The sequence below is a fragment of the Pseudomonas sp. Sample_21 genome (genome assembly GCF_004307525.1).
Lineage (GTDB): Bacteria > Pseudomonadota > Gammaproteobacteria > Pseudomonadales > Pseudomonadaceae > Aquipseudomonas > Aquipseudomonas atacamensis.
In genome coordinates this window covers 23,883-49,158 of sequence record NZ_RCNZ01000128.1, presented here as the reverse complement: position 1 = coordinate 49,158, position 25,276 = coordinate 23,883, and the positions used below count along the sequence as shown (strand labels likewise).

At 60.5% G+C, this 25,276-nt stretch carries 18 protein-coding genes; 6 read left to right on the top strand and 12 right to left on the bottom strand.

All coding sequences use genetic code 11. The features are described from left to right. Positions 1-24: 24 nt before the first annotated feature. Both D8U71_RS25235 and oadA read left to right on the top strand, forming a co-directional pair. Entirely contained in the window at positions 25-1,440 is a 1,416-nt protein-coding gene (locus D8U71_RS25235) for an acetyl-CoA carboxylase biotin carboxylase subunit (RefSeq protein WP_024014853.1), read from the top strand. 101 nt (positions 1,441-1,541) lie between these two features. Further along, a complete protein-coding gene (gene oadA, locus D8U71_RS25230; RefSeq protein ID WP_130888962.1) occupies positions 1,542-3,350 on the top strand; it encodes a sodium-extruding oxaloacetate decarboxylase subunit alpha in 1,809 nt (602 codons plus the stop codon). A gap of 211 nt (positions 3,351-3,561) precedes the next feature. Here the strand turns inward: oadA and D8U71_RS25225 are convergent, their stop codons facing one another. Continuing rightward, on the bottom strand, positions 3,562-5,760 hold the full coding sequence (locus D8U71_RS25225; RefSeq protein ID WP_241664258.1) for an autotransporter outer membrane beta-barrel domain-containing protein: 2,199 nt from the start codon (positions 5,758-5,760) through the stop codon (positions 3,562-3,564). Positions 5,761-6,167: 407 nt separating this feature from the next. Here D8U71_RS25225 and D8U71_RS25220 point away from each other — a divergent pair, with 407 nt between their 5' ends. Both D8U71_RS25220 and D8U71_RS25215 read left to right on the top strand, forming a co-directional pair. Continuing rightward, the gene (locus D8U71_RS25220; RefSeq protein ID WP_125927733.1) at positions 6,168-7,517 is read left to right on the top strand and encodes a HipA domain-containing protein; all 1,350 of its coding nucleotides are present in this window, start codon (positions 6,168-6,170) and stop codon (positions 7,515-7,517) included. Then, the gene (locus D8U71_RS25215) at positions 7,514-7,792 is read left to right on the top strand and encodes a helix-turn-helix transcriptional regulator (protein WP_071171374.1); all 279 of its coding nucleotides are present in this window, start codon (positions 7,514-7,516) and stop codon (positions 7,790-7,792) included. The genes D8U71_RS25220 and D8U71_RS25215 overlap by 4 nt, the downstream gene beginning before the upstream one ends. A gap of 7 nt (positions 7,793-7,799) precedes the next feature. On the opposite strand, the gene D8U71_RS25210 is transcribed toward D8U71_RS25215, so the two are convergent. Beyond that, on the bottom strand, positions 7,800-8,636 hold the full coding sequence (locus D8U71_RS25210; RefSeq protein WP_041476583.1) for an amino acid ABC transporter permease: 837 nt from the start codon (positions 8,634-8,636) through the stop codon (positions 7,800-7,802). Next, positions 8,633-9,451 carry an ABC transporter substrate-binding protein gene (locus D8U71_RS25205; protein WP_130888961.1) on the bottom strand — a complete coding sequence of 273 codons (819 nt, stop codon included), beginning with the start codon at positions 9,449-9,451 and terminating at the stop codon, positions 8,633-8,635. Before D8U71_RS25205 ends, D8U71_RS25210 begins: the two co-directional genes overlap by 4 nt. A 113-nt stretch (positions 9,452-9,564) precedes the next feature. Here D8U71_RS25205 and D8U71_RS25200 point away from each other — a divergent pair, with 113 nt between their 5' ends. Then, complete coding sequence (locus D8U71_RS25200) at positions 9,565-10,467, top strand: homocysteine S-methyltransferase family protein (RefSeq protein ID WP_130888960.1); 903 nt, start codon at positions 9,565-9,567, stop codon at positions 10,465-10,467. Positions 10,468-10,587: 120 nt separating this feature from the next. Here D8U71_RS25200 and D8U71_RS25195 read toward each other — a convergent pair whose 3' ends face one another. The 3 genes from D8U71_RS25195 to D8U71_RS25185 are packed head-to-tail and all read right to left on the bottom strand — an operon-like array spanning position 10,588 to position 12,352. Next, a complete protein-coding gene (locus tag D8U71_RS25195; protein WP_130888959.1) occupies positions 10,588-11,259 on the bottom strand; it encodes a GNAT family protein in 672 nt (223 codons plus the stop codon). A gap of 12 nt (positions 11,260-11,271) precedes the next feature. Then, entirely contained in the window at positions 11,272-11,718 is a 447-nt protein-coding gene (locus D8U71_RS25190; RefSeq protein WP_130888958.1) for a GNAT family N-acetyltransferase, read from the bottom strand. Positions 11,719-11,728: 10 nt separating this feature from the next. Further along, positions 11,729-12,352: an FMN-binding negative transcriptional regulator gene (locus D8U71_RS25185; RefSeq protein ID WP_130888957.1), complete on the bottom strand. Its 624-nt coding sequence runs from the start codon at positions 12,350-12,352 to the stop codon at positions 11,729-11,731. Positions 12,353-12,445: 93 nt separating this feature from the next. Between D8U71_RS25185 and D8U71_RS25180 the strand changes: the two genes are divergently transcribed. Continuing rightward, positions 12,446-13,996 carry a PLP-dependent aminotransferase family protein gene (locus D8U71_RS25180; RefSeq protein ID WP_130888956.1) on the top strand — a complete coding sequence of 517 codons (1,551 nt, stop codon included), beginning with the start codon at positions 12,446-12,448 and terminating at the stop codon, positions 13,994-13,996. Here the strand turns inward: D8U71_RS25180 and D8U71_RS25175 are convergent. The 6 genes from D8U71_RS25175 to D8U71_RS25150 all read right to left on the bottom strand — a co-directional run bounded on the left by D8U71_RS25175 (position 13,953) and on the right by D8U71_RS25150 (position 24,774). Then, on the bottom strand, positions 13,953-18,557 hold the full coding sequence (locus tag D8U71_RS25175; protein WP_130888955.1) for a DUF6543 domain-containing protein: 4,605 nt from the start codon (positions 18,555-18,557) through the stop codon (positions 13,953-13,955). The genes D8U71_RS25180 and D8U71_RS25175 overlap by 44 nt on opposite strands. 141 nt (positions 18,558-18,698) lie before the next feature. Then, positions 18,699-19,793 (bottom strand): polyamine ABC transporter substrate-binding protein, encoded by a 1,095-nt coding sequence (locus D8U71_RS25170; RefSeq protein ID WP_130888954.1) that lies wholly within the window; start codon positions 19,791-19,793, stop codon positions 18,699-18,701. Next, positions 19,790-20,815 (bottom strand): histone deacetylase family protein, encoded by a 1,026-nt coding sequence (locus tag D8U71_RS25165; RefSeq protein WP_130888953.1) that lies wholly within the window; start codon positions 20,813-20,815, stop codon positions 19,790-19,792. Before D8U71_RS25165 ends, D8U71_RS25170 begins: the two co-directional genes overlap by 4 nt. 155 nt (positions 20,816-20,970) lie before the next feature. Then, the gene (locus tag D8U71_RS25160; RefSeq protein WP_024014840.1) at positions 20,971-21,966 is read right to left on the bottom strand and encodes an AraC family transcriptional regulator; all 996 of its coding nucleotides are present in this window, start codon (positions 21,964-21,966) and stop codon (positions 20,971-20,973) included. A 245-nt stretch (positions 21,967-22,211) separates the two neighbouring features. Further along, positions 22,212-23,216, bottom strand: coding sequence for an asparaginase (locus D8U71_RS25155; RefSeq protein WP_130888952.1), 1,005 nt, complete (start codon positions 23,214-23,216; stop codon positions 22,212-22,214). A gap of 109 nt (positions 23,217-23,325) precedes the next feature. After that, on the bottom strand, positions 23,326-24,774 hold the full coding sequence (locus D8U71_RS25150; RefSeq protein WP_016772471.1) for an alanine/glycine:cation symporter family protein: 1,449 nt from the start codon (positions 24,772-24,774) through the stop codon (positions 23,326-23,328). Positions 24,775-25,276 lie beyond the last annotated feature (502 nt).

Genomic DNA, 25,276 nt, shown 5'->3' with positions numbered 1-25,276 from the left:
CCACCGGCTCAAGGGAACCTCCAAGTGATAAAAAAGATCCTGATCGCCAACCGTGGTGAGATTGCCGTACGCATCGTACGAGCCTGCGCCGAAATGGGCATTCGCTCGGTTGCGATTTTTTCCGACGCCGATCGCCATGCCTTGCATGTGAAGCGTGCGGACGAGGCCCACAGCGTCGGTGCCGAGCCACTGGCCGGCTACCTGAACCCGCGCAAGCTGGTGAACCTGGCCGTGGAAACCGGCTGCGATGCGCTGCACCCCGGCTACGGTTTCCTGTCGGAAAACGCCGAGCTGGCGGAAATCTGCGCTGAGCGCGGCATCAAATTCATCGGCCCGTCGGCGGAAGTCATCCGGCGCATGGGCGACAAGACCGAAGCGCGGCGCAGCATGATCAAGGCCGGCGTACCGGTGACGCCCGGCACCGAGGGCAACGTCTCCGGCATCGAAGAAGCCTTGGTTGAGGGCGACCGCATCGGTTACCCGGTAATGCTCAAGGCCACCTCCGGTGGTGGCGGTCGCGGTATCCGTCGCTGCAACAGCCGCGAAGAACTCGAACAGAATTTCCCCCGGGTCATCTCCGAAGCCACCAAGGCGTTCGGTTCGGCGGAAGTGTTTCTGGAAAAATGCATCGTCAATCCCAAGCACATCGAAGCGCAGATCCTTGGCGACAGCTTCGGCAACGTCGTGCATCTGTTCGAGCGTGACTGCTCGATCCAGCGCCGCAATCAGAAGCTGATCGAGATCGCGCCGAGTCCGCAGCTGACCCCGGAACAACGCGCCTACATCGGCGACCTGTCGGTTCGTGCGGCCAAGGCTGTGGGTTACGAGAATGCCGGCACCGTGGAGTTTTTGCTCGCCGAGGGCGAGGTGTACTTCATGGAAATGAACACGCGGGTGCAGGTGGAACACACCATCACCGAAGAAATCACCGGCATCGACATCGTCCGCGAACAGATTCGCATCGCTTCCGGCCTGCCACTGTCGGTAAAGCAGGAAGACATCCAGCACCGTGGCTTTGCGTTGCAGTTCCGTATCAACGCCGAAGACCCGAAGAACAACTTCCTGCCGAGCTTCGGCAAAATTACCCGTTACTACGCCCCCGGCGGCCCGGGCGTGCGCACCGACACGGCAATCTACACCGGCTACACCATTCCGCCGTTCTACGACTCGATGTGCCTGAAACTGGTGGTCTGGGCGCTGACTTGGGAAGAGGCGATGGACCGTGGTCTGCGGGCGCTGGACGACATGCGTCTGCAGGGCGTGAAGACCACCGCCGCGTACTACCAGGAAATCCTGCGCAACCCGGAATTCCGTAGCGGCCAGTTCAACACCAGCTTCGTTGAAAGCCACCCGGAACTGACCAACTACTCGATCAAGCGCAAACCCGAAGAGCTGGCCCTGGCCATCGCCGCCGCCATCGCCGCCCACGCAGGCCTATGAATGAAGCAGCTGCGAGCTTTCAGCTGCAAGCGGCAAGTAAAAGCACATTGGCTTTTTCTTGCTGCTCGTAGCTTGAAGCTTGCCGCTATGAGGAGATACCAATGACTAAGAAGATCTTCGTTACCGACACCATCCTGCGCGACGCTCACCAATCGCTGCTCGCCACCCGCATGCGCACCGAAGACATGCTGCCGATCTGCGACAAGCTCGACAAGGTCGGCTACTGGTCGCTGGAATGCTGGGGCGGCGCGACGTTCGACGCCTGTGTGCGCTTTCTCAAGGAAGACCCGTGGGAGCGCCTGCGCCAACTGCGTGCGGCGTTGCCCAACACCCGTCTGCAAATGCTCCTGCGCGGGCAGAATCTGCTCGGCTATCGCCATTACAGCGACGACGTGGTCAAAGCTTTCGTCGCCAAGGCAGCGGTGAACGGCATCGACGTGTTCCGCATTTTCGATGCGATGAACGATGTGCGTAACCTCCGCGTGGCCATCGAAGCGGTGAAGGCTGCCGGCAAACACGCACAGGGCACCATCGCCTATACCACCAGTCCGGTGCACACCATCGATGCTTTCGTCACCCAGGCCAAGCAAATGGAATCCATGGGTTGCGACTCGGTGGCGATCAAGGACATGGCCGGTCTGCTGACTCCATACGCCACCGGTGAACTGGTGCGCGCGTTGAAAGCCGAGCAGTCGCTGCCGGTGTTCATCCACTCCCACGACACCGCTGGCCTGGCCGCCATGTGCCAGCTCAAGGCGATCGAAAACGGTGCCGACCACATCGACACCGCGATCTCCAGCTTCGCCTCGGGCACCAGCCACCCGGGCACCGAATCAATGGTCGCTGCGCTCAAGGGCACCGAGTACGACACCGGCCTGAATCTGGAGCTGCTCCAGGAAATCGGCCTGTACTTCTATGCCGTGCGCAAGAAGTACCACCAGTTCGAAAGCGAATTCACCGCCGTCGATACCCGTGTGCAGGTCAACCAGGTGCCGGGCGGGATGATTTCCAACCTCGCCAACCAGTTGAAAGAGCAGGGCGCTCTGAACCGCATGAGCGAAGTGCTCGCAGAAATCCCGCGCGTGCGTGAAGACCTTGGCTTCCCGCCGCTGGTGACTCCAACCTCGCAGATCGTCGGCACCCAGGCATTTTTCAACGTACTGGCCGGCGAGCGCTACAAGACCATCACCAACGAAGTGAAGCTGTATCTGCAGGGCGGCTACGGCAAGGCACCGGGCGTGGTCAATGAAAAACTGCGCCGTCAGGCGATCGGCAGCGAAGACGTCATCGACGTGCGCCCGGCCGATCTGCTCAAGCCGGAAATGACCAAGCTGCGTGCCGATATCGGTGCACTGGCCAAGTCCGAAGAAGACGTACTGACCTTCGCCATGTTCCCGGACATCGGCCGCAAGTTCCTCGAAGAGCGTGCCGCCGGCACCCTCACGCCGGAAGTGCTGTTGCCAATCCCGGAAGCGGGCGCCGTTGCTTCGGCGGGCGGCGAAGGCGTGCCGACCGAGTTCGTCATCGACGTCCACGGCGAAACCTATCGCGTCGACATCACCGGTGTCGGCGTCAAGGCTGAAGGCAAGCGCCACTTCTATCTGTCCATCGACGGCATGCCGGAAGAAGTGGTGTTCGAGCCGCTCAACGAATTCGTTGGCGGCGGCAGCAGCAAACGCAAACAGGCCTCGGCACCAGGCCATGTCAGCACCACCATGCCGGGCAACATCGTCGATGTGCTGGTCAAGGAGGGCGACAGCGTCAAGGCTGGCCAGGCGGTACTGATCACCGAAGCGATGAAGATGGAAACCGAAGTCCAGGCCGCCATTGCCGGCAAGGTCACCGCGATTCATGTGGCCAAGGGCGACCGGGTCAACCCGGGCGAAATCCTCATCGAGATCGAAGGCTGAGATAACAGTCGCGATCCAACGCTTTAAACCTCGGGGGAGCATGTGCTCCCCTTTTTTTTGCCTGTGATTTTCCGACCTTGTCAGGTCATTGCCAGGGATCACATATGGGAGCGAGCCTGCTCGCGAATGCGCCAGGTCAGCCAATAGCATCTTTGCATGATCCACAGCTTTCGCGAGCAGGCTCGCTCCCACAGCAGGCGTGCTTGATCCGTCAGAACGCCATGCGCCATTGACCCGCTACGCCATACGTTCGGCTGTCATTACCTAGCTCACCCGTTAAGCCCACGCCCAGTGTGTGCGCCGCCGAAAGATCAAGGTCGAGCCCCGCATCCACCGCGAGGCTGTTCCGATCAAGTTCCGCCCCGGTCACTTCAAAGCGCTTGCCGCCCTTGCGCAGTTGCTGGCGGGTGCCACTGTCGATGTCACCGTAGGTATGTTTCCAGCCTGCGCTCAATCGCGGGGTCAAATGCATGCCGTTATCCAGCGTATTGACCTGCGCAACACGCAGACCGAAGGTGCTGCTGAAGTTGTCGCGGGTCTGGCCGTAGATTTTCAGTGCCGCGTCGCCGCCCTTTTCGTTGTAGCTGTCGCGCTGATAACGCTGATAGCCGAGGCTGGCGTAGGGCTCGAGGGTGACGCTATCCCGGCCCAGATTGAACCCGACTTCGGCGAATGCCTGTTGAGTATGGGCGTCGTAGTTGCCCTTGAGACGATCGCTGAAACCCTTGAACGCGACCCGCCGTGTGCTGCTGCCGTCATGGCTGGCGTAGGTCGCGCCGAGGCGCAGTGACAGCGGGCCATCCTGACGCATGGCGTAGGCGCCCAAGTGCCAGTTGTCGAGGTCGCCGTCGTACTGTCGGGCATCGAATTTCGTCTGCGATTTGCCGGCAATCAGGCCGACATGCCAGTGCTCGTCGAGTCGCCAGTCAGCGCCCACGACCAGCCCTTGCGTGGCATGTTGGAGGATGCCGTCAGCGTCGCGATCAACCTTGCCGCCGTGGCCCAGCGCCTGAATCCACACCCGCCCGGAGTCTTCGCTGCCTGCGGCCTGACGCGGTGAACTGCGCGAGCCGTCAGTAGAGCCGGAACGGTTGTCCAGTTGGCGCATCGCCGAGAGCATGCTCGTACTGACCGGCGTGATACTGCTCAGCGTGGCTTTGGCGAGGTTGGCATTGCTGCCTGCGGCAAGTTGATCGAGGGCGATGGGCGCGGTGGTTTTATCGCTGGTCAGCAGTGCGGCGACGGCCCTGTTGGTGCCGATATCGAAAGCTTGAGTGGAAGCCCCTCGATTATCCAAGCTCTGCGCAATCGAACGAGCACTGCGTGTTCGGGCCAGTTGTTCGAACCCTACATCGTTGCGCACGTAGTGCAGGTTCACCGCGCTTGGCTCATAGGAGAGCGTTGGTGTCATGTAGGCCAGATTGGTGGTGACCTCACCGAACTCGCCATCAATGACGTTTGCAGACAACAGCCGATACTCATTGGTACGAGCGTAGTCGCCCGGTACGCCATAAATCTCGACACGCGCACCTCCCAGGCTCGCGGTGCCCTGAACATGCACGGGATCTGAGCCGCGGTCGGCAGATACGGCGTAAGAAAACACAGCGTCCTCATGGAGCGTCAGATTGCCTTTGATATTAGGAGAGCCGTGTTGCTGGCTGGCAAGCAGGGTTCCTGCGACATATAGCCCCGTCACGTGTCCATAACCGCCAAAAACCGCTCCCGGGTCGACATCTACACCATTGATCGATGCGTAGTTGAGCAGCACGGCGTCGGCTTTGACGTCAGCATCACCCTCGAAAGCGTGACGCAGGGTCCACTGTCCACGTGCGATACGCATGGCTGAGAAATTGCGCGTCTCACCGATCTCGCCGCCTTCTACGGCATTGAACAGCAACCCGTTCGCACCTTTGCCACCGTCCAGGCGGCCGTCCCAACGGGCGCCCTTATTGATCACCAGCAGGTCATCTCCATCGCCCAGTTGCAGGGATACGCCGCCGATATTCTCGAGCGGGCTCGAGACAAAAGAGCGCTGCGTCGTGATCGCCAACATGTCGCGTTCAAACGGGTCGACAAGATCGAATTCCTCATCGCCGGTTTCCACCACTACGAACTCTGGAAACTCCAGCCCTTCATAAAAGGCCGGACTGAAATCCTCGATCGCAACCGTCGCGCGTACGGCATCGACCGAAGGCGCGTCAGAGGCCTGCGTGGGCGACGGAGAAGTGTGCTCCAGCGGGCCGATGAATTCCTTGATCGCAAACAAGTCATCAGGATCCACTTTCGGTGTGGGTGTTTTCTTCTTTCGAGGCTTGGCGGTTTTGTCTTCGCTGATCTGCGCAGAAACCTGGACGTCGGGCAGCTGTTCGATGGACGCCTCGGCAGATCCGATCGTCAGCGCGATCGCCAAAGCGAGGTGATGGGGACGGTATTTGTGTAGGGCAGGCATCGAGTTCAACCTCCTTGTATGAAAGGCTCAACTCTATTGCTGCCTTGAAAAAAACGATGTCGGTCGGTTCCTGATGCTGTGCAGGCTACATCGGATCGTTCTGTCGAAAATCCTCGCGGGATTTCGCAAACAGAGCTTTTACGCAGCATCGCCGGTTCTTTTTCCTACGGCTTGGTACTGTTGGCGCATTCTTATCGGAGTGAGGTCAGGCGCTTACCTGCATTATTTTGCATGCACCCTGCCAATGGCTAAGATAGAACTGCATTTTGTTGCAGATATCCTGCAACTGAAACTCCGCGAATGCACTATATTGCATTTATAGACAGTTTTCTGTCCTCCAGCTGCATTTAAATGCATACGGAATCAACATGTACAACCTGACACTCCAGATCTTCACCGCCGGGCAATGGCACGACGCGATGATTCTTGACTTCGATGATCCGGAAAAAGGCTTCGAAAGCCGCTGCAGTTTTGGCTATGAAGCGGACTATCTGGTGGAAAACATCGAGTTGATCGGGTCGCCTTTTTCCCAAGCCGTGAGTGCCCTGTATCCGCTGGATTGGGAAGGTCGGCGCGCGAAGACACCAGCCTTTGTCCACGACATCGCACCGGCGGGCGCAGCCAAGCGGTTTCTGCTCGCCCGCCTGGGTCAGGAAAGACCCGCCGAGATCAGCGCCGATCTGTTTCTGCTGGGTCGCAGTACACCGGCTCCCATTGGCAACATGCGAATAAAGGAATCGGCGGAAGCAGTCGATGAGAGGAAGCCGATCGGATTCAAGCGCGAGGAGGTCATTAGCCGCGACAACCGCTTTCTTGAATATGCCTACGAGCTGGGCGCGGCCATCGGTGGCGCGACGGGGGCAGGTGGGGAAGCTCCGAAGCTATTACTGGCAGAGAACAGCGCCGGGCTTCTGTATCCCGATGCGGTACTGGACGATGAAGAAGTGCGACAGCACTGGTTTGTGAAATTCGCCAGAAACAGGGGCGGGCAGACCGACCAGGACATCCTGCGCAGCGAATTCCATTACTACAAAGCGCTGCAAACATTGGGCATCGAAACGGTCGCGGCAGAAGGCCTGGCCTTGGAAGAGGCGAACAAACCGAGTTTGTGGATGCGGCGTTTTGATCGACAAGTGAAAGATGGGGCGGTGTCGCGCTTTGCCGTCGAATCGATTTATTCGCTGGCAGAAGTGACGACGCCAGGCAGCGCCATGAATCATCTGGAAGTGATCCGCATGCTCGCCGGGCTCTGGCGCAAAGCGGGTCAGGCCAGCCAGATTGCCGGCCTCGTCGCCGATTATCTGCGTCGCGACCTGATCAATAAAATCCTCGGAAACTCAGATAACCACGGTCGTAACACGGCGATCATCCGGCAAGAGAACGCTTTCCAGCTCGCGCCGATTTATGACCTCGCCCCGATGGTCATGGATGACGAAGGCGTGACTCGTACGACCAAATGGCCAAGAGAATTGGAGCGGGCGGGCGATGTCGATTGGCGAGGTGTCTGCCGCGTATTGGCCGATAGCGCAGATCCGCACGATTCGTTGGCGGGGCTGGATGCCTCGGCGCTGTTCGAAGGCCTGCGCGCGGATGCCCGCCGTCTGGCCGCACTGCCGGATATTCTTACGGCCAGCGGTTTGCCCGCCAGAACCATGAATCACCCAAGCGTTCATCTGAAAAATCTCGAGCAACGTTTGAAAGAGTGGGACCTGCAATGAGTCTGACCGTCCTCGAGCGCACGGCGCTCATCGAAAGCATTCAGCAATCACTGGCCGAAGGCACTCTGGAAATCGGTGACGCCGTGCGCCGTTTACGGGTCGAAGTCACCGGTCTGCATCAGTCCCAGTTCGCGAAGATGTGCAAGATTTCAGTGCGCACGCTGGTGCATATCGAACATGGCGAAGGCAATCAGACCCTGAAGTCGCTGAACGCGGTGTTCCGCCCGTTCGGCATGAAAATGGGCGTAGTGCGGATTCGCCGGGACACCATTTGAATGCACCTCAACTACGGCGCACATACGCCTTGCCGTAATGCCGCTCCATCCGTGCCTGAATCAGCTCCAGCCCGATCGACATCAGCCAGTAGATGATCGCCGCCGTGGTGAGCATTTCGATGTAGCGATAGCTTGAGCGCCCGTAGGACTGGGCGAGAAACATCACTTCCCAGACGCCCATTACCGAGATCAGCGACGAGTCCTTGAGCATCGAGATGAACTGGTTGGTGGTCGGCGGAATGATTGTGCGCATGGCCTGGGGCAGGGTGATGCGCCAGAAGATCACGCTTTCGCGCAGGCCAAGCGCCAAGGATGCTTCGCGTTGGCCGTGATCGACGCCGAGGATGCCGGCGCGGAAGATTTCGCTCAGGTAGGCGCCGTAATTCAGCGACAGGGCAATGATGCCGGCGACGATGGCGCCGGGGACGATGCCCAGTTGCGGCAAGCCGAGGTAGATCAGCAGGATCTGGATCAGCAGTGGCGTGCCGCGAAAGAACGAGGTGTAGAAACTGGCGATGCCAAATGCCACGGCGCTGTTCGACAGGCGCGCCAGCGCGGTGATGAAACCGAGCAGCGACGAGGCGATGATCGAGCATGCGCAGAGAAACAGCGTCAGCGCTGCGCCTTGCAGGAAGCCGTTCGGCGCCAGCTTCAGGCCAACGAGGTTGGGCAGCTTGTCGAGGATGATCGCGAACTTCAGGTCGAAGCTGAGGAAGAATCCGGCAAACAGGCAGAACAGCGCCGCCCACGTCAGGTACAGGCGCGTTCGGAAACCAAAGAGCTTTTGCAGGCGTGTTTCAGCCACCGGTTGCGGTGGCTGGGGCGGGGTCGGAAAGGAAGTCATTGGCTGATATCGGCGCCGATCCATTTCTGCGACAGCTTGCTCAGGGTGCCGTCCTGTTTCAGTTGGGCAAACACCTCGCGCACCTTGGCGTCCCACTGCGGATCACCCTTTTCGATGGCCACCGAGTTGGGTTCCGAGTACAGCGGTTCACCGGCCAGTTTGAAGCGCTGGTCCTGATTCAGGCGCGGCTGTGCGGTGACCAGATTGGTGAGGATCGCATCCAGGCGCACGCCGGCGCCCAGGCCCAGATCCTGGAAGGCGACGTTGTCGGTGTCGTACGGAGCGATCTGCACATCCTCGAACGGATACTCCAACTGCGTATCCTCGGCGCCTTCGATGACCAGGTTCTTGTTCAGATAACTTTCGTAGCTGGAGGCGCTGGTCAGGCCGACCTTTTTGCCGCTCAGGTCCTTGGCGCTGTGGATGCGCTCGTCCTTGGCGTTGACCACGATCACCGCTGGTGAGGCGTAGTACTCGACAGGGAAGTCGAACACTTCGGCGCGGGCCTTGCTCGGGGTCATCGAGCAGATGCAGATGTCGTAGCGCCCGCTCCAGCGGCCGGCGGCGATCACGTCCCAGGACGGCGTTTCCAGACGCAGTTTGACGCCAAGCTTGTCCGCCACCGCTTTGGCAACGTCGACATCGAAACCGTCGAGTTGATTCTGCTCATTGAGAAACGAGAAGGGCGGATAGCTTTCCATGAGCACGCCGACCAGCTCTTTTTTCTGTTCGACACGGTCCAGCGTCGCGCCGCCGAAGGCTTGGGTGGAGGCCAGAATGGTCAGGCCCAGGGCCAATAGCGGTTGGAATTTCACAGTCGCTTCCTGTTGAAAAAAGAGGTTGTTATTAACCGAGTGGTGCGTATTAAATAGTTATAAGAACGACTCTGATAGTGAGTTATTTTCATAAGCATATGAGTGAAAAGCATATGGGCGCAGCGAACAGGGTCATTCTCGATGGCGGCATGGGCCGCGAGTTGCAACGCGCCGGCGCGCCGTTTCGCCAACCGGAGTGGTCGGCACTGGCGCTGAGTGAAGCGCCGCAGGCGGTCGAGGCGGTGCATGCCGCGTACATCAACAGCGGCGCCGACGTGATCACCAGCAACAGTTACGCGGTGGTGCCGTTTCACATTGGCGAGGCGCGCTTTGCGGCTGAAGGCCAGGCGCTTGCGGCACTGGCGGGGGAGTTGGCACGGCGGGCGGTGCAGGCATCCGACAAGTCAGTGCGTGTTGCCGGTTCGTTGCCGCCGCTGTTTGGTTCGTATCGTCCGGATCTGTTCGAAGCGGATCGCGTGACCGAGCTGCTGACGCCGCTGGTCAATGGGCTGGCCCCGCATGTTGATCTGTGGCTGGCGGAAACCCAGAGTTCGATTATCGAGGCGCGGGCCATTCACGCCGGGTTGCCGAAGGACGGCAAACCGTTCTGGCTGTCGTTCACCCTCAAGGATGAAGACACCGATGAAGTGCCGCGCCTGCGCTCCGGTGAGCCGGTAGCCGAAGCGGCTGCGGTGGCGGCTGAACTCGGCGTCGAAACCCTGCTGTTCAACTGCAGTCAGCCCGAAGTGATTGGCGCGGCCATCGATGCGGCGCGCGCAACCTTTGAGCGTCTCGGCGTCACGATCAATATCGGCGCGTATGCCAACGCGTTTCCTCCGCAACCGAAAGAAGCCACGGCCAACGACGGGCTCGACCCGTTGCGTGACGATCTCGATCCGCCGGGGTATCTGCACTGGGCGCTGGACTGGCAACAGCGCGGCGCCAGTCATCTGGGTGGCTGCTGCGGGATCGGCCCGGAGCACATTGCGGTGCTGGCGCAAGAACTGCGTCGTTAAGAAAGAACCCGCCAATTGTGGGAGCGAGCCTGCTCGCGAAAGCGGTCAGTCAGTCAATATTTCAGTGACTGACACAGCGCCTTCGCGAGCAGGCTCGCTCCCACAGGGGCTTTGTGACGATCAGCTACGGCACTCGGCCAAGCCTTTCACCTGGCCATCAGGCGTCTGGTTTTCATCGCTCAGCCAGCGCTCGAATCCCGCACCGATCGCCGGCCATTCCGCATCCAGAATCGAATACCACGCGGTGTCGCGGTTCTGCCCCTTGACCACCATGTGCTGGCGAAACACCCCTTCGAAACTGAAGCCCAGACGCTCCGCCGCGTATTTGGAGCGGGCGTTGCCGTTGTTGCACTTCCATTCCAGGCGCCGGTAACCCAGCTCGAACGAATACTTGGCCAGCAGGTACACCGCCTCGGTGCTTTTCGGCGAGCGTTGCATTGGCGCACCGAAAGTGACGTGGCCGATTTCGATGCGGCCCTGCGCCGGGACGATCGACATCAGGCTGAGGATGCCTTGCACCTGACCAGTCGCGCGGTCGATGACGCTGAAGAAATATGGGTCGCTGTTGGCCGCATGATTGTTCAGCCAGTCGTTGAACGCGCTGCGCTCGGGAAACGGACCGTAAGGCAAGTAATCCCAGAGCTTCGGATCGGCACCCGGCCCTTCGAGGGCGGCGTAAAGCTCATCGCCATGGCGCGCAGGGTCGAGTTTTTCCAGACGAATGAAACGGCCCTCGAGCAGGGTGGCGGAGGGGGCGGGGACGCCTTTCCAGTCAGCGAGTGAAGCGGTCATGTGCGCGTCTCCTTACAGTGCCTTGCGAAATTGGATGAAGCCCGGGCGTTCAGCGATGCGCTCGTAGAGCTGGATCGCGGTGGCGTTGGTTTCATGGGTCAGCCAGTGGACTTTGCAGCAACCATCAGCCTTGGCGGTAGCGTAGACATGCTCGATCAACAGCCGACCGACACCGGTGCCACGGGCTTCCGGCAGCACCAGCAGATCCTGCAGATAGCAGGAATTTTCGATGCTCCAGTTCGAGCGATGATAGATGTAATGCACCATGCCCAACGCTTTGCCTTCAGCCCAGGCGAGGGCGGCGTGGGTCGGTTCATTCGGGTCGAGAAAGCGCTGCCAGGTGCTCTCGGTGACGGCGTCCGGCAGTTCCGTGTTGTAGAAGCGCAGGTACGCCTGCCACAGCGGCAGCCAAGCGGCTTGGTCGTTGGCGCTGACCGGGCGAATGTCGATCTGGGTCATGGTGATTTCCTTAGCGCATCAGGCGGGCGAGGGTTTGATCGTTGGCGTCGGGGCTGGCGGCAAGGCCTTCGCGCACCCCGGCAATATCTTCGGCGCTGCGGTTCTGGCTAAGCTTGCGTTTGCCTTCGAGGCGGTCGATGGGAATGGCGAAACCGACGATGGCTTTGAGCATGGTGTCGATGTAATCGGCTGGCGCATCGTCCACCGACCACGGCTGGGCACGGCCTGCCTCGTGACGGTCGGTGAGGGTACTGACGATGTCGAGCAAGCGGCCGCCATCGCTGAAGGTCTCGGCCTGACCGTAGGCGTGCACGGCGATGTAGTTCCAGGTCGGCACGACCTTGCCGTGCTCGGCTTTGCTCGGATACAAGCTTGGGCTGACGTAGGCGTCCGGGCCGGCGAAGATAAGCATGGCCTCGGCGCCGTCACGCAGGTCTTTCCACTGCGGATTGGCCTTGGCCAGATGGCCGTAGAGCGTGCCGTATTCGCCCTGTTCGCGATGCAGCAGCACCGGCACGTGGCTGGCTTGCAGGCCGCTTTCGCCGTGGCTGACCAGAATGGCCAGGCGCGTGGCAAGAATCAGTTCGTGCAGTTGGGACAAGTCTTCGATGGCAAAGGCGCGTGGCGTGTACATGGACAGATTTTCCTTGGCGAATGCCTGCATCCTAGGCAGGCTATTGGTCCGTTGTAAGAGCCATTGCTGAGCCATTTCATAGGTCCATTCGCCATGCCTGATCTGCCACCCTTGTCGATGCCCTTCAACCCGGCCGGTATCGAGCTTGATCGCCGTCAGGGTCTGAGCCGCCAGCTCTATCAGGCTCTGCGCCTGCGGGTGCTGGATGGACGTCTGGCCAGTGGCACGCGATTGCCGGCCAGCCGAGATCTGGCCTCGGCGCTGGACATTTCCCGCAACAGCGTGGTGCGCGCCTACGATCAGTTGTATGCCGAGGGCTTTATCGAAGGGCGCGTGGGCGACGGTACTTACGTGGCGCAATTGGCTCAGGCATCCACGCCTGAGAAAAAACTATCCACAAATTCATCCACAGGCTTGTCAACAGGCTTACCCACAGCCTTATCCACAAATTGGCTGGATTTACCTGTGAATTCATCCAGCAAAGTTATCCACAGCGACGGATTTTCCCTCATTGAAAAGCATCATTTGCCGCGACCACCGAGCGGTCCGCCGCGTGCTTTTCGGGTGGGTGTGCCGGCGTTCGATCTGTTTCCGTTCGAGGTCTGGGCCAAGCTCAACGCGGCTTTCTGGCGCAAACCGGATCTGCAGCAGCTGTGTTACGGCGACCCGGCCGGTGACGCGCGGCTGCGCGGCATGATTGCTGCGTATTTGCGCAGCTCGCGCGGCATGCAGTGCACGGCTGAGCAAATTGTGATCACCAGTGGCGCGCAGCAGGGCATCAGCCTTTGTGCACAGCTGCTGGTCGAGCCTGGGGACGGCGTGGCGATCGAGAATCCGGGCTATCGCGCGGCCGGACATGCCTTCGCTGTAGCGGGGGCGCAATTGCATGGGGTGGCGGTGGACAGCGACGGCATCGATTGCAGCGCCATGGCTCAGCTCAGCGATTGTCGGGTGGCTTACGTCACGCCGTCTCATCAGTACCCGACCGGTGTGGTGATGAGCCTGGCCCGGCGTCTGGAGTTGCTCGCCTGGGCCGAACGTGTCGGCGGCTGGATCGTCGAGGATGATTATGACGGCGAGTATCGCTACACCGGCGCACCGCTGGCACCGTTGGCGGCACTTGACCGTCAGGGGCGTGTGCTCTACGTCGGCACGTTTGGCAAAGTCGCTTTTCCGGCGTTACGCCTGGGTTATCTGGTGCTGCCGCCCGCGCTGGTCGAGGCGTTCGCGCAACGTCGCGCCGTCGATGTGCGGCACTCGGAGGTCAGCACGCAAGCGGTGATGGCCGAATTCATGGCCGCCGGGCATTTCCAGCGGCATATCCGCCGCATGCGCCGGGCTGCGCTGAGCCGACGCAACTGCCTGCTCGAAGGCTGGCCGACGGTCGCCGGCGTCGGTCAACTGCCCGCCGTGCCGGCCGGGCTGCACTTGACCGTCGCCGTGGACAGCATCGAGCGCGAGCAGCAATTGATCGCTCAGGCCGCTGAGGTCGATGTCGAAATCAACGGCCTGAGCAGCTACTGGCTTCCCGATTCGACTACGCCCATGGATAAGCGCGCCGGCCTGGTGTTGGGGTTCGCTGCTGTACCAGAGCCAGCAATCAAAGCGGCGCTGTCGCGTCTGCGGCAGGCTTGGCGAGATTGAAGAACAGCGTTTCGGCGCTGCGACTGGAAATTTCGCTGCGATGGATTTCGATCAGCCTCTGATTATCCACATCGGTTATTTCAGAGGTGCCTCCCAGGCGGTGCTGGGCAACTGTCTTCATGTGTCCACGCAAAAATGCGCCATCGGGCGCGTCGGCGCTGCTGTAATGGAAATGCGCATAGCAGAGGACCTTGTCGGTATGCGCATCACGAATCTGATACTCGTCGAGGAAGTCATTCTTATGGCGCCTCAGGCGCCGTCGGGTCAGGGTTTTCGAAATGTTCACTTCGCCCTTGTCCTTGAGCCACTCGACCCCGGCGGCTGTTGGTAGTTGTTGCTTGACCAGACGGATTCGCGTGCTGGTGCCCTTTTCCTCCAGCGTCGTAGCCGCAGCGTCGAGCTTGTGGTTGAGCGTTTCGGACGGTTCATGCAGAGCTGCGGTGAGGTTACTCACCGTCAACGCTTCATCGATGGCGGCACCGGCCTTGCGCAACAGGGCAGCGTGGTTGTGGTATTCCTCTTCGACTTCCACCGGAATGCGCGAGCCGCGTTTGAGGCGCGCCTCGATGCGCCGATGGAACGCCGCCAGCCCGTCGATTAAGGCCTGCCCTGCGCTGATGCTGTTGTTGAGGTTGGGCCGGGCTTTTGGCGACGGTGCCGGCCGTGCATTCTGTTCGACCCAGATACCTGGCGACTCCTCCTTGAATGTCGCGATGACTCTCGTCAGTGCTGTACTGACCTCGACCAGATCGGTGTCTTTGCCGTCGAGGCTTTTTTTCCGTTCGCCGACCAGGATGCCCTTGTTGCGCGTCTTGATGATCTGCCGATTCGAAGATGACGTTGAAGGTCTCGACGGACCGGCTTGCGGCACCAGTAAATGCCGGTAGCGCAACAGATCGGCGAGTCGATTGTCGGCGTTTTCCTTGAATGCGGCCACGCGCGCCTGCAACTGCTTGAGTCGCTCCGTGTGTATGTGTTCGGAATATTCACTCGCCAGGTCATCGAATCGCTTGTCCACGGAAGCAAACTGTTCGCTCACCTGGCTCAGGGCGTCGATGCGTATGCGCAGATCACTGAGGCTTTCATCGGCGCTCAGGTCCCGTGAACTCTGAACGTTCAGCGCAGCATCTTCGAACAGACCGGCCAGCGCTTGTTGTGCCTCGACATGAGCGGTGGAATCGCCGGGCTTGATGCAGGTGTACTGGCCGAGACTGATCTGCAGAGTCTTCAGATCATCCAGCGGGTAGGGCGCAAGGCTGATGTTGTATTTCTGCTTTACATCAAAGCCATCCGGTCCCAGCCTGGTGAGCTCCACCATGCAGGCTTCAGCCGACTCCATTTTCTCGATAATGGTTTGAGTGACATCGTTCAACTGTTCGAACGCAGAGGTGGCGGCCTGCGATTCGCTGCGCAGTTCGTCGTCGAGTATCGCCTGCACCGCCAGTACCCGCTGCTGGTAATCCGAAGCGTTATTACTCAGCCACTCCTGTCCCAGAAACAACTGCATGTCCAACCGCTCCGGCATTACCGTGCGGTAGTTGGGGATCGACTGCTTGCAGTTGAGTTTCTTGATCAGCTTTATGTTTGCGGCATATTCGTTGTGCTGTGAATCGAGCGTGGCAAGGTACTGCGCAAGCGCTTGCTCGCGTGCCTGCGCAGGGGCATCGTGCAGGCTGTTGCGGTCTGCATCGAGACGGCTCCCTTTGCTCTCCATCGTCAAATCGAACGCAGTAATCTGCTCGGCCAATGCGGCCACCTCCTTGGTTCTTATGCCTTGCGCGGCTTGGCGACCTTCCTCCAGTCCGCCGCCGCGCAGACGCAAGCGCAGATCGATTACCCACTGGCCGTTGGCGGTATAGGCCAGCCTGGGTCCGGCAGGTCGGGTGGGCTGACGCGTATCGACAATGTGCACATCGCCATGCGCGTTGCGCGCGACTTCGAACCAGCGTTCACCGACGCGGGCGTACCATTTGTCTGCGTGGGCGTAGAGGCCTCGCTGCGCACCCTCTCTGGTGGCAGCGCCAAGCCCTTTGGGCTTGGCGAGGTTGAACGTATCCAACAGCTTGGCGAGGGCCAACGGGGATCGTTTCAGCGCCGTGATGCTGTCAATCGATGTGCCATGGGCTTCGGTCAATTGCGGGCCGGTGATGTCCGGCTGGCGCAGCGCTTTGACGATTCTGGCGGCAGGTTTGCTCGTTGCTGTGTCCTCTTCGAGCGTTGTGGCCACGGGCGTCGATGGCGCATCACCCATTGCCGCACGATGGGCGAGCACCATGCCCAGCGCCAGGAGGATATCGGCGATGGCCGTCCAGGCGACTTTCGCCGATTGCTCGTTGGCGCCGTCGGTGATTTCCTGCAGATCATCCATGATCTGCCAGATCCACGCCGCTGTACCTACGCTGCGGCCCAGAAACGGCAGTGCGGCATTGAGCATCACCCAGCCACCCTGTTTCAGCGAGGCCCAGCGTGCTTCTGCATCGGAAACCGATTGCCGGTCGGCTTGGGTGACAAGCGCCTTGACGTTGCGTGCGTGCAGGGTGGCGAGGACATCGCTGGCGATCACCTGAGTGCCCAGCGCGACCGCGCCTGACATGTCCAGTGCTGTGGTCGGGTTGATCATCAGTTGCGGGATCGTCCACACCGACGGCAGCCTGGCGGTGAAGACGAACTGGCTGTAATTGAAGCGCACATCGTCCGGCAACCAGGCCAGTACCGAATCGCGCAGATGTCGCGAATGCTGGATCGCAAAGAGCAGATTGGCAAATCCCGGATATTGCAGCAGAGCCTTGTCGAACAACGGTCGATACAGCACGCACGGCCCTTTGTCGGCATCGCGCGGGCCTATGACATACATGTTGTCGACAGTGTCTGCGGTGGAGCGGCTGCGATGGGCCACGAACGCCAATGGGCGAATGACGATTTCCTCGCCATCGACGTAGCGTTCTGCGTCAGTCGTGGCCAATGCGGCAACCACGTATCGATAACCCGATTCGTCAATGCCGACTCTGCCCTGGATCTTGTGCTGCAACGCCAGCAATGGCAGCTCGACGCGTAGCTGACTGGTATAGAGCCTTTCCAACCGTGACGCTTGCACTGAGTCGTCTATCAGTACGGCCTTGAGATGCGCCGGGTAGGTCTTGCCGATGTCGACCGTGCTGACCAGCTTCTCCAGAAAAGTCGCGCTCATCCACTCGGGTACCGGGCTGCCATCCTTGTACCGCACAGTCTTGTTGCCCAAGGGCAGGCCGGCGAGATTTTGCAGGGCGAGCTCGGTCAGCGTCCATGTCTGAGTCTGAGTATTTCCCGGCAACACAAACGTGCCCCAGACCACGAGACTGGTGATGGTGATTTCGATGTTGTCGATGTCCAGGTCTTTGGCGTCGGGCTGCTCCTTGATAATCTGTTTGATCAGCGCTGCCCGAGTGAACGCCTGCAGGCTGGTGATTTCGTTCTGAAAGGATTTGCCGTTGTTCTCGTGCTGCAGCGTCGTCAGGTCCAGCAGGTGCCGGCTGTAACGTGTCTGATCGATGGGCAAGGCGTCGTTCAGCCAATCCGGAAGCATCGACTGTAAACGCTCGAAGTGCGCTTCGAGGCGCGGTGTCGGTTGTGCCGGTTTGCCGGCCGTGCCGGTATGCGGATAGACGCGTTTATCAGGGGAGTCCTGAAAAAAACTGATTTTGCCCAAGGCATCCGCTTCCAGGGAAATCAGGGTGCAGGCCTGCTGGTCGAAGAAATTGCCCTGGGGTTCGACCAGCCGCCACTTGAGATCTTCGCCCGAGGCGCTTGCGCCATATATCCGCAACAGAGCCTCGCCGAGTTCCTCCAGTGAATCGAAACGCTGAAAGCCCTGAGTAATCGCATGGGTGAGAATCAATGTACGGTCTGCGATGCTGCCGACCAACACTGCGGCGTCGAGCAGGGTCAAGTGGCTTTGCGTGTCGGCGTTCCCCCGATCGAGATCAACCAGATATGCCTTTGCCGAGTACGGGGCGGGGGCCAGGCGTTGTTGCGGGTCGGGCTGTTTGAAAATCGCCTGGGCCATGGCAATTTCATCGGCATCCCAGCCGACGCTGGCATCGACGTTCCAGAGGTTGCGCAGTGCCTCGGACAATTGCTGCCAGCGCGGTTGCCCGGGATAGGTGAACTCGTCCCAGTAGTCGACGTGCTGTTCCTTGTAGGCGATGAACAGCAGCGGTGCCAGTTCGTTGAGCAACAGGCCGATCGCATCGATCTTCACCGGCAGATGCGCAGGGGCGGGCACGCCGGGTTGCAGGGTCAGATAATGCTCGCCATCGAGGTACGTCACGGTGGTACCGGACAGGCCGAGCCGCACCAGGGCGTTGGTCAGCGATCCAGCCTGATACCCGTCGGGCAGTACTCGACCATCTACAATGGCCCAGGTGGGTTGCACGACCATCGCCAGGCGCGGGTCTATGTCGAGATTCGGATACAACGTCTTGAGGGCTTCGCGCAGCGTTTTTGATGCGACTTCTTGCAGCGAGGGGCCGGTAACCAGCTGAGTCACGATATCGACGGCACTGGCTTTGGGAATGGCGGTCATGTTGGTTTCCTGCTCTGTCGGGACGCCGCGAGGGCGGCGGAGCAGGGCAAGTTAAAAGGCGCGACAGCGACCCGTGCGGTAGATAAAGCTGCCAGGCAAAAAAAGACCCGCCTCGGCGGGTCTTCGGCAAACGAGCCGGTTTCAGGTCCCGGACTTGATTTTCGTCCAGGCCCGCGTGCGTGCGCGTTCGGCATCCCGAGGCAGCGGCTGCAAGGTGTAGAGCGTGCTCATTGCCGCATCGGTCGGGTACAGGTTCGGGTTGTTGCGAATGGCTGGATCGACTAGGCCGGTGGCGTCCTTGTTCGGGTTTGGATAACCGACAAAGTCGCTGACCGGGGCAATCACCGCCGGTTGCAGCAGATAGTTGATGAAGGTGTAGGCGTCTTCGGTGTTCTTCGCGCCCTTGGGAATCGCGAGCATGTCGAACCAGATCGGCGCACCTTCCTTCGGCAGACGCATATCGACCACCACGCCGTTCTTCGCTTCCTTGGCGCGGTTGGCCGCCTGCGAGAAACTGCCGGAATAACCGACGGCCACGCAGATGTCGCCGTTGGCAATGTCAGCCATGTACTTGGAGGAATGGAAATACGTCACGTAAGGGCGGATCTTCATCAGCAGCGCTTCGGCCTTGGCGTAATCCGCCGGCTTCTCGCTGTTGGGGTCGAGGCCGAGGTGTTGCAGAGCCAGCGGCAGAATCTCCGACGGCGAGTCGAGCAGGGCGACGCCGCACTGCTTGAGCTTGCTGATGTTTTCCTCTTTGAAGATCAGGTCCCAACTGTCCACGGGCGCGTTGTCGCCCAGGGCCGCCTTGATCCTGGCCGGGTTGAAACCAATCAGGATGGTGCCGTACATGTACGGCACGGCGAACTTGTTCCCCGGATCATTGGCCTCGATCAGCTTCATCAGTTTCGGATCAAGGTGATTCCAGTTCGGCAGTTTGCTGCGATCCAGCGGCTGGAACACCCCGGCCTCGATCTGCTTGGCGAGGAACACGTTGGACGGCACCACCACGTCATAGCCTGAGTTGCCGGTGAGCAGCTTGGCCTCGAGTGCTTCGTTGGTGTCGAAGATGTCGTAGATCAGTTTGGTCTGGCTGTTCTGTGCCTTGAAGTCGTCCAGTGCCTTGGGCGTGATGTAGTCGAACCAGTTGTAGACGCGCAGCGTGCGTTCTTCGGCGTGGGCGCCAGCGCTCAGCAGGGCTGCGCACAGCGCCGAGGCGATCAGTCGCTTTTTCATTGTTCGAAACCTTCCAGCACGTTCACCGCGTTGATGCCGATTTCCTCCACCGCGTAGCCACCTTCCATGACGAACAGGGTCGGCTTGCCGAGGGCGGCGATGCGTTTGCCCATGGCCAGATAATCCGGGCTGTCGAGTTTGAACTGCGAGATCGGGTCGTCCTTGAACGTGTCGACGCCGAGGGAGACGACGATGATGTCCGCGCCATAGCGATCGATCTCGTCGCAGGCCTGATCCAGCGCCGCGCTCCAGACATCCCAGCCGGAACCGGCCGGCAGCGGATAGTTGAAATTGAAACCTTCACCGGCACCTTCGCCACGCTCGTCGTCGTAGCCGAGGAAGAATGGAAACTCCGCTTCCGGGTGGCCGTGGATCGAAGTGAACAGGACGTCGCTGCGTTCGTAGAAAATCGACTGAGTGCCGTTGCCATGGTGGTAGTCGACGTCAAGAATCGCGACTTTCTTGTGGCCCTGATCGAGAAAGGCCTGAGCGGCGATGGCGGCGTTGTTGAGGTAGCAATAACCGCCCATCAAGTCGCTGGCGGCGTGATGTCCCGGCGGACGGCACAGGGCGAAGGCCGCGCGTGCGCCACGCTGGATTTCTTCTTGTGCAGTCAGGGCCACTTGCGCTGCGCTGTAGGCCGCTTGCCAGGTACCGGCGGTAATCGGCGCGCCGCCGTCGAAGCTGTAATAACCGAGCTGGCCATGCAGGCTGGTCGGTTTGATCGCACGCAGCGTGCGCGCCGGCCAGGTGTAGGGCAGCAAGTCGCCGTCAGTGTTGAACTCGGTCCAGCGCTGCCATGCACCTTTGAAAAACTCCAGATAGTCGCGGCTGTGAATGCGCGCGATCGGCTCCAGGCCGAAATCCTTCGGCGCTTCGACCGCACCGAGGTTTTGCTTGCGCACGCGTTGCAGCACATGGTCGGCACGCGACGGCATCTCGAAGCACGGCTTGAGCTGGCCATCGATGAGTTCGCAGCGGCCATGGTGCAAGTGGTGATCGTCTGAGTAGATCGTCAGCATTTGTTGTTCTCCGCAAGGCTGATTCGGTGGTCTTCAGTGTTGCGGCGCAACTTGAATCGGAGAACGTCGGGAGCGGCCAAAAGGGGATCGATATGGCCAAAACCTCTGACCGCAATTCGCCCCTTGTTCATGCAGGCTCATGCCTGGAGCAGCCATCAATGCGGTCGGAACTGACTCGGCGCCACGCCACTCCAGCGCACAAACGCATGGCGGAAACTCGCGGTCTCGCTGAAGCCCAGCGTCTCGGCGATCCGATAGATTGGCAACTGGTCTTCACACAACATCTGCTTGGCCCGTTCGAAGCGCAGTTCATCGAGCAGCTCCTGATAGCTGCTGCCCATGTCTTTCAAATGCCGACGCAGGGTGCGCGGTGAGCACTTCATCTGCTGTGCCAGACCTTCCAGTCCCGGCGCGGCATTCAATTGTGCGCTGAGCAACTGCCGAATCCGCCCCAGCCAGGCCTGACGTCCGGTGAATTCCAGATTCTGTTTGCGGCAGCGCTCGGCCATGGCCTGATGGGTGATCGCGTCGGCCAGCGGCAGCGGCTGATCGAGCCAGTGGCGGTCGAAGGCGAAGGCGTTGTCCTTGGCCGAAAAGTGCAGCGGCGAGTCGAAGGGTTCGGCGTAGCTGGCGCGATAGTCCGGCGCTGCATGTTCGAAACGCGTGGCGCGCAGCGGCAGCGGATGGCCGAGCAAGTCGTCGCAGATGACCTTCAGCGAAACCAGACAGAATTCGGCGTTGAACACCGCCATCGCCGGGCTTTCACGGTAATCAGCAGCGACGAACCACACCTGCTCGCCATCGTCTTCCAGGCTCAGTTCGAACAACGTGCCCAGCAGCGCCGGATAACGGATCGCCAGACGCAAAGCGTCACCGAAGGTGGCACAGGTCAGCAGGGCGTAACCGAGCATGCCGTAACAGGACACGTGCATGCGCCGGCCCAACTCAAGGCCGATGTCACGTTTGAGCGCGACCGCGTTGGTGCAGACCTGCATCTCTTGATGGGTGGTGATGCGCGTATCGGCACGCTGCAGATCCGCCGCCACGATGCCGCTGCCAGCCAGCAGCGCCTCACTCGACAGGCCTTCGGCCTTGAACGTGTTGAGGATCAGCGAGACCGCGTTGAGGGTGGTGAGGTGGGAGTGGAGCATGGGATCTTCCAGCCTGGAGGTGGCTGGAACGCAGCAAGTTGCATGCCGCAGGCCCTCACCCCAGCCCTCTCCCAGAGGGAGAGGGGGCCGAACGGGGGATATTGCAGAAATACACCGACGTGAGACACCGCCGCCGAATCCATAATCGACACTGTTTATCAGGTCGGTGTATAGCCCAAGACACTACGATCAGTTCCCTCTCCCTCTGGGAGAGGGTTAGGGTGAGGGGCAATCCAGCGCCGTGCTCAGATCAACTCACCACACAAATCCAGTTCGATCAATCGACGCACTTCAGCCGTTTCCAGCCCGGCCCCCAGCAAGCCATGCAACTTGCCGAACGCCGCCTCGCGCGTCATGCCGCCACCGGACAGCACGCCAACACCTCGCAAGCGGCTGCCAGCCTCGTAGACATCCAGCTCGACCCCACCTTCATGGCATTGCGTCACTGCAACCACCACCACGCCGTTATCCCGTGCGCGGCCAAGGCTGGCGAGGAACTCTGGATTGTCGCTCGGCCCGGTCCCGCTGCCGTAGCATTCCAGCACCAGACCTTGAATGCCGCTGTCGAGCAGGCCGTCGAGAACCTCGGCACTGATCCCGGGAAACAGCGGCAACACCGCCACTTTCGCCAGTTGCTTCGGCTGGTTGTAGTTCAGCGCGACTGGGATCGACGGCGCCTTCATACCACCGCCCTGACGCTCCAGGCGTTTGAACGGATGGCGGCCGAAGCTGCGCACTTTCGCGCAGCGGGTCGGCGCCAGCAGTTCGCCGTGGAAGTACAGGTGCACGCCCGGCGCCAGGCCCTGGCCGAGGGCGACCAGCGCGCCGCCGAGGTTTTCCCAGGCATCGCTGTCGGTCACGCCCGCCGGCAACATCGAGCCGGTGAAACACACGCGGGCATGCAGGCCGAGCAACTGAAAACTCATCGCCGCCGCGCTGTACGCCAGCGTGTCGGTGCCGTGCAGGATCAGCACGCTGTCGCAGCCTTGCACGTCCACTGCATCGACCACCGCTTCGCGCAGTTGCTGCCAGTAGGCCGGGGTCATGTTGGCGCTGTCGATCAGCGGCGACATTTCCCGAAACTGCCACTGCGGCACTACCAGCTCAGGCTGGCTGTGCAGATAGTCGCGCATCCGTGCTTCGAAACCGGACGCCGGGGCCAGCCCGTTGGCGCTGGCCTGCATGCCGATGGTGCCACCGGTGTAGAGCACCATGACGTGTTGAGCGGCGGGATAGGTCGACGAGCTCATAGGATTCTCCGAAACGATGAGGGCCTTGCAGGAGCGAGCAGGCTCGCTCCTGCAGGTTATTGCATCACAATAACTGACGGGCGCGGGGGATGCGCCCGTCATTCACCTGTCAGCGTTGCGCTGCAGGTACGCCTTGCGGCGCAGTTTCAGTCTGGCCCGCCGCTGCTGGCGGGTTCACCGGCCAGGCGTTGCGATCCAGATCCAGGTCGGCGAATTTGCTCGAATCAAACACTGGCTGTTTGACGCCGGCGCGACGCTGCTCATCGTAGTCGCGCATCACCCGCAGGCCGACCTTGAACAGCATGGCCAGGGCCACGAGGTTGACGAAGGCCAGACAGGTCATGGTGATGTCGGCGAAGGCGAACACCGTCGTCAGGTCCTGCATCGAACCCCACACCACCAGCGCCAGCACCAGGCCGCGGAACAGCATCAGCAGGGCGCGGTTGCGGCTGAGGAACTGCAAGCTGTTCTCGCCCAGGTAGTAGTTGTAGAGGATGCAGGTGAAGACGAACAGTGACAGCGCGACGCTGACGAACATGCGACCCCAGTCACCGACCACGGCAGCCAGCGAGTTCTGGGTCAGGACGATGCCGTCACCTTCGAAGCCCGGGGTATAGAAGCCCGACAGCAGGATCAGCAGCGCGGTGCAGGTGCAGATCACGAAGGTGTCGAGGAACACGCTGAAAGCCTGGACCACGCCCTGCGCGCCCGGGTGCTTGACGGCGGCCACAGCGGCAACGTTCGGCGCACTGCCCAGGCCCGCTTCGTTGGCGAACACGCCACGCTTCACACCCATGACAATGGCGCTGCCGAGCAGACCCGCAAAGGCCGGGTCGAGGCCGAAGGCGCTCTTGAAGATGGTTTCCAGCATGGCCGGTACGTGTTCGATCTGGGTGCCGATCACGTACAGGGTCACGCCGATATAGGCCAGGGTCTTGATCGGTACCAGCAGGTCGGAGACCGAAGCGATGCGCTTGATCCCGCCAATAAAGGTGATGGCCAGCAGCACCGCCAGGACGATACCGGTGTGTTGCGGGTTGAAGTCAAAGGCGTTCTGCAGCGAGTGGGTCACGGTGTAGGACTGCAGGCCGATGAAGGCGAAGCCGTAGGTGACCAGCAGCAGAACGGAGAAGACTATCGCCATGCCTTTGAGCTTGAGCCCGTGCTGGATGTAATACGCCGGGCCACCACGGTACAGGCCGTCCCCATCGGCGCGCTTGTAGACCTGGGCCAGGGTGCACTCGAAGAAGCTGCTGGACATACCGACCAGTGCGGTCACCCACATCCAGAACACCGCACCCGGACCACCGAGGGTCACGGCGATGCCGACACCGGCAATGTTGCCTGCACCGACGCGGCCGGCGAGGCTGAGCATCAAGGCCTGGAACGAGCTGAGTTGCCCGGCGCTGCCTTTGAGGCTGTCGCGGAACACCGCGAACATGTGGAAGAAATGACGCAGTTGAACGAAACGCGAGCGAATCGTGAAGTAGCTACCGAGCCCGACAATGAGCACGATCAGTACTTTCCCTGAGAGGAAGTCGTTGATGACTTCGAGCATGGATTTATCCTCGCTGTTTTTTGTGGGTGCAAATGCTGGATCGGAGAAACATCGTGTTACACCGGCATGCACGCGGCACGACGGGTGAGGCGAAGGTTTCGTACCGGATCCATATCGCGGGTTTTGTTATTAGTTCGGGTTTCGCATGGGTTATGGCCTCGTTACCGACGACCGCTCACGCGAAGAGGGGCGGCACTATACCGATCAGTGGCGCGCCCGTCTGCACGGTAGTGGTGCAAGCGACGAAACGAAGCTTTGAAACACTTGGCGTTTGTGGCGAGGGGATTTATCCCCGTTCGGCTGCGAAGCAGTCGTAAACCATTGCACGCGGTGTTTCTGGTACATCCTTATTGTTGGTATCGGGGCCGCTTCGCAGCCCAGCGGGGATAAATCCCCTCGCCACAAGGGCTCACCTGCATATTGTTCAGTCCTCTACGTTCGGGTTTCAGGATCAAACAGTTAAAAAAAAGGGCTCGGGGACAAAATCCCCAAGCCCTCAAAA

Excerpts from the sequence above, each read along its gene's own strand:
- oadA (WP_130888962.1), top strand. The coding sequence starts at position 1,542 with ATGACTAAGAAGATCTTCGTTACCGACACCATCCTGCGCGACGCTCAC.
- D8U71_RS25220 (WP_125927733.1), top strand. The coding sequence starts at position 6,168 with ATGTACAACCTGACACTCCAGATCTTCACCGCCGGGCAATGGCACGAC.
- D8U71_RS25215 (WP_071171374.1), top strand. The coding sequence starts at position 7,514 with ATGAGTCTGACCGTCCTCGAGCGCACGGCGCTCATCGAAAGCATTCAG.
- D8U71_RS25210 (WP_041476583.1), bottom strand. The coding sequence starts at position 8,636 with ATGACTTCCTTTCCGACCCCGCCCCAGCCACCGCAACCGGTGGCTGAA.
- D8U71_RS25200 (WP_130888960.1), top strand. The coding sequence starts at position 9,565 with ATGGGCGCAGCGAACAGGGTCATTCTCGATGGCGGCATGGGCCGCGAG.
- D8U71_RS25195 (WP_130888959.1), bottom strand. The coding sequence starts at position 11,259 with ATGACCGCTTCACTCGCTGACTGGAAAGGCGTCCCCGCCCCCTCCGCC.
- D8U71_RS25190 (WP_130888958.1), bottom strand. The coding sequence starts at position 11,718 with ATGACCCAGATCGACATTCGCCCGGTCAGCGCCAACGACCAAGCCGCT.
- D8U71_RS25185 (WP_130888957.1), bottom strand. The coding sequence starts at position 12,352 with ATGTACACGCCACGCGCCTTTGCCATCGAAGACTTGTCCCAACTGCAC.
- D8U71_RS25180 (WP_130888956.1), top strand. The coding sequence starts at position 12,446 with ATGCCTGATCTGCCACCCTTGTCGATGCCCTTCAACCCGGCCGGTATC.
- D8U71_RS25175 (WP_130888955.1), bottom strand. The coding sequence starts at position 18,557 with ATGACCGCCATTCCCAAAGCCAGTGCCGTCGATATCGTGACTCAGCTG.
- D8U71_RS25170 (WP_130888954.1), bottom strand. The coding sequence starts at position 19,793 with ATGAAAAAGCGACTGATCGCCTCGGCGCTGTGCGCAGCCCTGCTGAGC.
- D8U71_RS25165 (WP_130888953.1), bottom strand. The coding sequence starts at position 20,815 with ATGCTGACGATCTACTCAGACGATCACCACTTGCACCATGGCCGCTGC.
- D8U71_RS25160 (WP_024014840.1), bottom strand. The coding sequence starts at position 21,966 with ATGCTCCACTCCCACCTCACCACCCTCAACGCGGTCTCGCTGATCCTC.
- D8U71_RS25155 (WP_130888952.1), bottom strand. The coding sequence starts at position 23,216 with ATGAGCTCGTCGACCTATCCCGCCGCTCAACACGTCATGGTGCTCTAC.
- D8U71_RS25150 (WP_016772471.1), bottom strand. The coding sequence starts at position 24,774 with ATGCTCGAAGTCATCAACGACTTCCTCTCAGGGAAAGTACTGATCGTG.